Below are 9,338 nucleotides of genomic sequence, written 5' to 3'. Positions count from 1 at the left end.
TTCCTGAGAATCCCGACACCAATCATCAATGTTGGGATATTTGCTCAATGTTCCACGATTGAGCGCCTACAAATTCAAAAAAAAACATGACTAAATTTCTGATAAGGCTTTATATTGTAATACTTACAAAAAATTAAAAATCAACAGCAAAGGCGATTTGCGCTTTAATTTTTAATCAAATTTAATTTTCAACCAAAGACTATGCTGCACAATCTTCGTCGTTAATCCAGGCCTCACATCTTGGAGATGCTTCTTTTACATTACTAGCAATAATCATTTTTTGCTCATTTGCTGTTAATTCCTGTGTCCCTTCAAGGTTTAAAATATTCTTTAACATAGGTTCTATTTTTTTGGGCTTCAATCCTTTTAAGACATTTGAAGCTTCTGTCTTTTTTCTTTTCTCCTAACTAGGCGATTTTTTCAAGAACTTCTATATCTTCAACATAATCGTTTAGAAAATATTTCAATTCATTTAGTTCATATTCGTTCGGGAATAATTTTTCATTTACAATTTTAACCGGTGTATAATTAAAATTATTCTTAGAACACCATTCGTATTGTTTATTAATCTCCTGATTAATCATCATACTTACAGATTCTACATGCCATTTTTTCAACCATTTTTTCAGGTTCATTTTCTTGATATGCCAATCCGAAATTGCTTCAACCGTTTTTCCGGGTGTTGATCTGTTTATTGTTAAAAGCCTCTCTACAACTGCTTTATATGGATTATCCGTATTCTCCGGATTGATATTAAATAAAACTTTTAAAAATATTCTGTCCGGAAATTTCAAAACTAAATCAAATGCTTCCTGAAATGTGGTATTGCAATGTGCACAACTCGGACTAATAATTACAGAGAGTTGTACTGCTGCATTTCTGTTGCCAAAATTCAAACCTCTCAAATCATCAAAACCATTTGTATTTATAACTTTTCTGGACAAGAAGTTTAATAAGGAATAATTTCTTTTGAATTTTTTCAGATCTTTAATAGAGTTATCACTTTTCAGTATATTTTTTATCATTGGTTTTGCAACAAGCCACATTGGAACAAGAAGAGCCAAAGAAAACAAGAATGGAAATATACTTTCAAAAGCAAAAGTCAGTGTAAAAAAGTCTGATGCAAACCATATTGCACTTTGAGTAAAAATTAAGAACGAAACTACCAGACACATTACGCACCATTTTTGAATCTCAAATTTCTGAATCCAAATAGACGATACAATTACAGGAATAGCCAACATGCTTAAAAATCCGATAAAAATTGTCGAATTAAAAGGGCTTACTAAAATTGAAATCAAACCTGAACTGAAAAAAATCAACGGTAAATCTGAAAAATTAAACAATTTGTTTTGAGTTCCTTCATTGGCATTCATAACAGAATTGCATGAAGAATTGGAACTCAGATTGCAAAATTTCGTAATTACACTATTTTTAAAACCTAACTTCTCCTGTACTATAAATATGCTAACAATAAGACCTAATATAGATGTTGTTAAAAAAACAAGACTAAACAAATTATAGGTATTATAAAAAAATGATAGACCAACTAAAAGAAAAAGAGGTAAAGAATATTTTAACCAATTATATTCTACTTTTAAATTCTCTCTTGCAATTACGTTATTTGGTTCGATCGCTACAATTACTCCATTCCAATCTAAAAGGAATTTTTCATAAGCCATTTTAAATGGTCCTTTTTTTTCTGTCGTAATACGAACATCATTTTTGGCTTTTTCTACCAATATAAGTTCATCCTGAAAGTAAGCTAGAAAATTTGCCGGCAAATCTACTATCTGTTCTTTCGGAACTCTTATTGCTGCGTTTTCTATTGACAAAAGATCTAACGAATCTGTTATCGCAAATAAACTTGGATAATTTGGATGAGAAAGAAACAAATCCTTAAACTCATTTTTTATATCTGAGTATCTATTTATTTGTAAAAATTTTTGGACAAGTTTTAACATCTTTTCGAATCGTTTAAATCATGATTACAGTACAAAGATTAGTGTTTTTATCCAAAAAAAAACGCTGAACCCAGACATTTTATCAATTATACTACATACAATTTATAAATTATATCAGTCTGAATAAAAACATAAACAACTGACAAACAAATAATTAAACTCTTACATGTTCAAAAAAAAGCCTTGAACCCCTAATCTCGATCAAGCGTTTTCCTTTTTGTCTAGTTTTGGTATGTAATAATCCTAATACATAATAACATGGCAAATCAAAAATTAAAATTCGAAGATTTCGAAGCAGAAAAATTATCTAAGAACCAACAAAAAACGGTTCGAGGGGGTGATGGAGAAACTGATCCAGAACCGAGAAAAGGAGGCGGTGGTAATGGATAAAATGGAAATAAGTTAATTAAAATTAAATACTGCCAAACATATAATTGTTACCTCATTATAGATAGTAAATATTATTCTCAAATTGAACTGAAGACATTTCAGTTCAATTTGAGAAATAATTTCGAAAAAGCATTTTCATTTTTAAATTCTTATTGTTAGACAAGTCCTTCAAGTTGTCATTTATTAACTGAATATTTTACTTATGCCTTCCATTAGGTTCAATAATTAAACCAATTATTTTTTTATGTATTCTGTTTTTATCTCTTATGTTTCTTATCAATAGAAAAACAACTCCAAAAAATAGAATAAAATATAAAACATTAAGAAACCTGTTCAAAAAAAGATCTTCCTTATATTTTTTATCTATAGAAAGCATTTCGGCTGTTAGATTTTCTTCTCCTTGTATATAATTTACCTTTAACCTTTCTTCTCTTGATTTATTCTCAAATTTATCTAATTTATTCAAATAAATTCTGGAATGCTTATATGCAAGCTCTGGCATTTTCAGTTCATTATATATTCTTGCCTGATTGCTATTAGATTTCAAATAAAGTAGCTCATTTAAATTCGTTAAAACCTCAATTGAATCACTCTTTTTGTAAAAAGATAGCGCCTTAGTATATTTTTTATTTTGACGATAAATACCACCTAAATTATAATAAGCAACACTCAATAAATCTAACTGCTTATTTTTTAACCCAAGGTCAATAACCTCATAATATATTTTTTCTGCTGTTTTATCATCTTTCTTCCATAAAGCAATATTTCCTAAACTTAATTTTGAACTTGCCTTGAGATAAGGAAAATTGTCAGCATTTTTAATTGCATTTTTATAAAAATATGCTGCTGAATCCAGTATTTCAATTCTGCCTTTATCTACAAAATAAGCCTCATAAGCACTCCCTAATCCTAGGTTTATATTACTTCTCCTATTTAAAATTTCCGTTTCACCAAATAAGTCTTCATTTTTGTTAATAAGATCAAGAATATCTTTAGCGTTTTTGATTGACAACTTGTAATTCCCCACAGATTCATTAAGCAATGCAATATTTGCCTTGAATTTAATTATCTGCTTAACATCTCCTATTTTAGAGGAAAGCTTAATTCCTGCCTGATACATTTCCAGGGCTGCACTATAATTCCCTCTATACCATTCTGTTAGTCCACCATAATTATATACGTCAGCTGTTACACGCTTTTTAATTTTAGAGTCTGGCATCTTATCTAAATAAACAAGTGCAATTTTATATCTTTCTTTAGACTTTTCTATTTCGCCTTTCCTTTGCAGAAAAAAGGATATTGCTCCATTTGCAAAAGCCAAATGTTCATAATTACTCGATTTAGCCATCTGTTCGGCATACATCATAGAACGATCATTGGATGCATTAAAATAGAATCGAATTTTATCTTTCAAGGTTTCGTAATCATCTTCAATTACTGTGTTTTTCTGTTGAGAAAATCCTGTACTAAAAATAAGAAAGGAAATAAGACAGCTAAGTAGTCTTATTGCATTAGTTCTTGAAAAGGTCGAGATAATCCGTAACATTAACAAACTAAATATTACTGGCAAATTGTGCCGGAGACACCCCCGTTCTTTTACGGAAAGATTTTGCAAAAGAAACTGCATTTTTAAAACCTACACTTTCTGCAATAGCCTGTGTAGAGTATTTCCTATACATATGATTGGTAATCATCTCGTTGATTACATAGTTAATTTTTAATTCATTGGAGTACTCCCCAAAAGATTTACCAAAACGTTTGTTGACAACATAAGACAAATAAGTTGTATTTGTTTTTATTTTTTTAGCCACATAAGGCAACGTAAAATCAGCATTCAAATATTCATGTTTACTTTCAAGAGCTAATAATTTTTCAACGATTTTATTCTCTTTAGCTTCGTCGATACTTAAATTTACATTCTCTTTTTTAAGATAAATTTCTTCGTGTTCAAATACTACTTCTTCTTTTTCTTGGATCTCGAATTCAGGATTGTTTTTCTTCTCAATATTTGCTTTAAATTCTTCAATTAAAGCATTCATTTTTTTATTCGCTTTGTTTTTATCCCTTATGTTTTTTATTAGCAAAAAGACAATTCCCACAAACATCAGGACATAAAAAACTTTCAATCCTCTACTTAAAAAAACATCTTTTTTATATTTTTTTTCAATAGAAATCATTTCAGTCGACAAATCATCTACTCCCTGCTTGTAGTTTACTTCTAGAGCCTCTTCGCTTAGTTTTGCTTCGTATTCCTCATAATTATCCAAATAAATCTTGGAATGTTTATAAGCCAAATCAGGCTGTTTAAGAATATTATAAATTTTAGCCTGGTAAAAATTAGATTTTAAATAGGCAATTTTATTGGTATTTGATATTGCTGCAACTGAATCACATTTTTTAAAGAAAACCAAAGCTTTATCATATTTTTTAGTGGTATAATAAATATCTCCTAAATTATAATTTGCGATACACACAGCATCTATTATATTATTTTGTTGTGCCAAAAAAATAACATCATAATACGTTTTTTCAGCACTTTTAAAATCATGTTTCCAGTTGTATACATTTCCTAAATTCAATTGCGCTGAAATTTTATTATCGACAAAATTTTGAGAATAATTAATAGTCTTCTTATAATAGTATTCGGCCGAATCAAGTAAAAATCTCTTGCTTAAATTTTTCATGAAATAGCTTTCATAAGCTGTTCCTAAACCAAGATTGTAACTACTTTTATAATTCAACAATTCCACTTTAGTAAAAACACTCTCATTTTCATCAACAAAAGCAATAAGATATTTTAAATTTTTTATAGATAATTGATAATTTCCAACTGCCTCGTTAACTAAAGCAATATTACCCTTAATCTTAATAATCTGCTTAACATCGCCTATTTGAGTAGAGAACTTCAAGCCGGTTTGATAATCTTCAAGAGCTTTACTAAAATTACCTCTTGTCCACTCTGCTAATCCTCCATAATTATAAATATAAGACTTCATCTGAGTCTTCTCATTAGATTCCGGAATTTTTTCAAGATAATAAAATGCTGCTTTATATCTTTTTTGTGCTTCTTTTGTATTACCCTTTCTTTGAAAAAAAACACTCATTACACCATTTGCAAAGGCCAAATGTTTATTGTTACTCGATTTCTCCATTTGGTAGGCGTACACAAGAGCACTGTCGACATTTGCATTAAAATGAAGTCGAATTTTACTTTGCAACACTAAATATTCTTGTTCGCTAATTTGTTTTTTTTGAGAAAAACCAATATTGAGAACAAAAAATAGCAAAAAAGAGATGATTAGCCTCATTTATTTGTTTTTGGATTTCAAAAATAACGCTTAAATTTTCAATAAACTAAAATTTATTTGCCATACTGTTGTTAATTTTGTTACGAAATTAAAAAAATATAACAATTTAGCTTTGTTTTGTTATATTTTTATTGCGTAAATTTGTTTTGTAAAACTATCAAAAAATGAAACCAGACTTATTTCAGGCTCCAGATTATTTCAACCTTGACGATTTATTGACAGACGAACACAAATTAGTTCGCGAATCTGCACGTGCATGGGTAAAAAGAGAAGTTTCTCCTATTATAGAAGAATACGCTCAAAAAGCAGAATTTCCTAAACAAATTATAAAAGGACTTGGAGAAATTGGCGGCTTCGGACCTTATATTCCGGTTGAATATGGTGGCGCGGGATTAGACCAAATTTCATATGGTTTAATTATGCAGGAAATTGAGCGCGGTGATTCTGGTGTACGATCGACTTCATCTGTTCAGTCTTCATTAGTTATGTATCCTATTTGGAAATATGGGAATGAAGAACAGCGAATGAAATACCTTCCAAAACTAGCAACTGGAGAATTCATTGGCTGTTTTGGTTTAACAGAACCTGATCATGGATCAGATCCCGGAAGCATGATTACCAATTTTAAAGATATGGGAGATCATTATCTTTTAAATGGTGCCAAAATGTGGATTTCTAACGCTCCTTTTGCTGATATTGCCGTAGTTTGGGCCAAAAATGAAGAAGGCAGAATTCACGGTTTAATCGTTGAACGCGGAATGGAAGGTTTTACAACTCCGGAAACGCATAATAAATGGTCGCTTCGCGCCTCATCTACAGGAGAATTAATTTTTGATAATGTAAAAGTTCCGAAAGAAAATCTTTTACCAAATAAATCCGGATTAGGAGCACCTCTTGGTTGTTTAGATTCTGCCCGATACGGAATTGCATGGGGCGCAATTGGTGCGGCAATGGATTGTTACGATACTGCTTTGCGTTATGCAAAAGAAAGAATTCAGTTTGGAAAACCAATTGGAGGAACACAATTACAACAGAAAAAATTAGCCGAAATGATTACCGAAATCACCAAAGCCCAATTATTAACCTGGCGTTTAGGTGTTTTAAGAAACGAAGGAAAAGCTACAACTGCTCAAATTTCGATGGCCAAACGAAATAATGTCGATATGGCGATTCATATTGCCCGCGAAGCCCGACAAATGTTAGGCGGAATGGGAATTACCGGTGAATATTCGATTATGCGACACATGATGAACCTTGAAAGTGTGATTACTTATGAAGGAACACATGACATTCATTTATTAATTACCGGAATGGATGTAACTGGAATTTCGGCCTTTAAATAATAGAAAACTATTAAAATATATACAAAAACAATACTAAAAGCTTCTTCTAACCGGGAAGCTTTTTATATTTGCAAAAAATACCGCAAATGAATATTGAAACTATCAATAATAGCATTCAACCTCAAAAAGAACAACTTTTACAACATTCTTTATACAACAAAATCCAAAGCATTGATGATTTGCATGTTTTCTTAGAAAACCATGTTTTTGCCGTTTGGGATTTTATGTCACTATTAAAAGCTTTACAAGCCAAACTTACCTGCACAACAACCCCTTGGTTTGCTACAAAAAATCCTGAAACAAGATATTTGATTAATGAAATTGTTCTTGCCGAAGAAACTGATTTGACAATGGACGGACGCAGACAAAGCCATTATGAAATGTATCTTGAAGCAATGGAAGATTGCGGTGCTGAAACGACCGGAATCAATAAATTTCTATCAGAAGTACATTCGCTGCATAATATTTTTGTTGCCATAAAACAGAGCTCCTTACATCCCGATGTAAAAGCTTTTTTAGATTTTACCTTCAGAGTTATCGAACAAGGAAAACCGCATGAAATCGCCGCAGCTTTTACTTTTGGAAGAGAAGATCTGATTCCGAGTATGTTTACTGCAATTCTAAAAAACTTTCAAAAAAATCTACCTGAAACTGATTTAAGCAAATTACTTTATTACTTTGAAAGACACATTGAATTGGATGCCGATGAACATGGTCCAATGGCAATGCAAATGATCACCGACTTATGCGAAGAGGATGCTCAAAAATGGAAAGATGTTGAAGAAATTTCGATTCTCGCCTTAGAAAAACGAATCGGACTTTGGAATGCCATTGAAGAAGAAATTATCATGAAAGCAGAGATGGTATAAAACCAGAACAATAGTATTGACTCAAGTACATAATTAAAATAATCCCAAAAACTTAATTGGACATCGCTTCATTTTAAGTTTTGGGATTTTATTATTTACAATACCGTTTTATTCTAAAAATTGTTTTCCTTATCTTTGGTATTCCTTGATTGTAAACTACATACAAAATGAAAATTGTAGATTTCATCCCAACTGAGCAATTAAAACCTTTTGTAAGGACTTACCGAATTATAGAAAGTCAGGATGAATTGGTAAATCGGGTTTTGCCCAACACTTCTCTTGCTATCGCCTTTCGCTGCAAAGGAAATGTAAATTATATCAGAGAAAATCGTTACGACAATTTACCAATTTCTACCATTTCCGGAATTCGTAAATCTGTGCGTTTAATCAATTACTCAGAACAGACTGTAACAATAGTCATTCTATTTAAAGAAGCCGGAGCTAAAGCCTTTTTTAAAGAACCGCTTCATGAATTATTCGAAGAAAGTGTTTCACTGGATAATTTTATTCCGCAGAAAAAAATAGCAATCATAGAAGAACTTTTGGCGGAAGCAAAAACCAACAACCAAAAAATTGCTATCATAGAACAATTTCTTTTATCGAGATTGCACGACTACAAACCCGATAAATTAATCTCTGCAGCAATTGCCATAATTCAATCTAAAAAAGGTGTCATCAAAATAAAAGAACTCGCCGATACACTTTATATCAGTCAGGATGCTTTTGAAAAAAGATTTAGAAAGACAATTGGATCATCTCCAAAACAGTTTTGTTATGTTGTTCGGATAAAATCAATTATCGACCAAAAACAAGACAATCAAAACCTCATCGATCTGGCATTTGATACAGGATATTTCGATCAGCCTCATTTTAATAAAGACTTCAAATTATTTACGGGACAAACTCCGTCTGAATTTTTCAAATTTCCTTCCTTCTGGTAAATCACTGATTTTTTACAATGATTTAGTGCTTACAATTCTGAATTTTACAGTAACAAAAATTAAGAATTATGAAAACAAATCTTTTAATCGGAATCATCTGTTTGGCATTGTTTACTACCAAAACATATGCACAGACAGCAATTGTAAACTCACAAACAGAAGCCAAAAAATCAGAAACAATGAAACAAATTTTTATCGATAAATTTATTGTTCCCAAAAAATCAAAACAAGAATTCTTAGAAAGAGTACACATCAACAGAAACTTTATTAAACACTTAAACGGATTTATAAAAGATGAAGCTTACGAACGCACCGATGAAAACGGAAATTTAATTTATATGACAATTGCCGTTTGGGAAAACGAAACTGTTTTGAAAAAAGCAAAAGAAACTGTGCAGGCCGAATACAAAAAAGAAGGTTTTAATATTTCCGAAATGTTTGAAAGATTAAATATCGTTATGGACAGAAACATTTATAAAGAAGCAGAAAAACCATAATCCGAAATTGGTTTCAATTTAATATC

Annotated in this window: 9 protein-coding genes; 5 read left to right on the top strand and 4 right to left on the bottom strand. The window is 30.9% G+C overall.

From position 1 onward, the window contains the following. Positions 1–199: 199 nt before the first annotated feature. Both ASC72_RS24080 and ASC72_RS08700 read right to left on the bottom strand, forming a co-directional pair. Positions 200–337, bottom strand: a complete 138-nt coding sequence (locus ASC72_RS24080; protein WP_157849275.1) for a hypothetical protein — start codon at positions 335–337, stop codon at positions 200–202. 70 nt (positions 338–407) lie between these two features. Continuing rightward, entirely contained in the window at positions 408–1,964 is a 1,557-nt protein-coding gene (locus tag ASC72_RS08700) for a vitamin K epoxide reductase family protein (RefSeq protein ID WP_056189825.1), read from the bottom strand. A gap of 258 nt (positions 1,965–2,222) precedes the next feature. On the opposite strand from ASC72_RS08700, the gene ASC72_RS23900 reads away from it, so the two are divergent. Beyond that, positions 2,223–2,354, top strand: coding sequence for an rSAM-modified peptide (locus ASC72_RS23900; RefSeq protein WP_117595787.1), 132 nt, complete (start codon positions 2,223–2,225; stop codon positions 2,352–2,354). A 196-nt stretch (positions 2,355–2,550) separates the two neighbouring features. Here ASC72_RS23900 and ASC72_RS08695 read toward each other — a convergent pair whose 3' ends face one another. Next, positions 2,551–3,768, bottom strand: coding sequence for a lipopolysaccharide assembly protein LapB (locus ASC72_RS08695; protein ID WP_131725799.1), 1,218 nt, complete (start codon positions 3,766–3,768; stop codon positions 2,551–2,553). Positions 3,769–3,907: 139 nt separating this feature from the next. Beyond that, positions 3,908–5,662, bottom strand: coding sequence for a helix-turn-helix domain-containing protein (locus ASC72_RS08690; protein ID WP_056189817.1), 1,755 nt, complete (start codon positions 5,660–5,662; stop codon positions 3,908–3,910). Positions 5,663–5,826: 164 nt separating this feature from the next. Between ASC72_RS08690 and ASC72_RS08685 the strand changes: the two genes are divergently transcribed. From ASC72_RS08685 to ASC72_RS08670, 4 genes are all read left to right on the top strand, one after another. Next, on the top strand, positions 5,827–7,005 hold the full coding sequence (locus ASC72_RS08685; protein WP_056189814.1) for an acyl-CoA dehydrogenase family protein: 1,179 nt from the start codon (positions 5,827–5,829) through the stop codon (positions 7,003–7,005). Between the two features lie 86 nt (positions 7,006–7,091). Then, positions 7,092–7,874, top strand: coding sequence for a DUF3050 domain-containing protein (locus ASC72_RS08680; protein WP_056189811.1), 783 nt, complete (start codon positions 7,092–7,094; stop codon positions 7,872–7,874). A gap of 167 nt (positions 7,875–8,041) precedes the next feature. Then, positions 8,042–8,815 (top strand): helix-turn-helix transcriptional regulator, encoded by a 774-nt coding sequence (locus ASC72_RS08675; RefSeq protein ID WP_056189808.1) that lies wholly within the window; start codon positions 8,042–8,044, stop codon positions 8,813–8,815. A 68-nt stretch (positions 8,816–8,883) separates the two neighbouring features. Beyond that, entirely contained in the window at positions 8,884–9,312 is a 429-nt protein-coding gene (locus tag ASC72_RS08670) for a hypothetical protein (RefSeq protein WP_056189805.1), read from the top strand. Positions 9,313–9,338 lie beyond the last annotated feature (26 nt).

The organism is Flavobacterium sp. Root420 (genome assembly GCF_001427905.1).
Lineage (GTDB): Bacteria > Bacteroidota > Bacteroidia > Flavobacteriales > Flavobacteriaceae > Flavobacterium.
The sequence above is the reverse complement of the archived record's forward strand: the minus strand, read 5'-3'. Positions and strand labels throughout refer to the sequence as shown.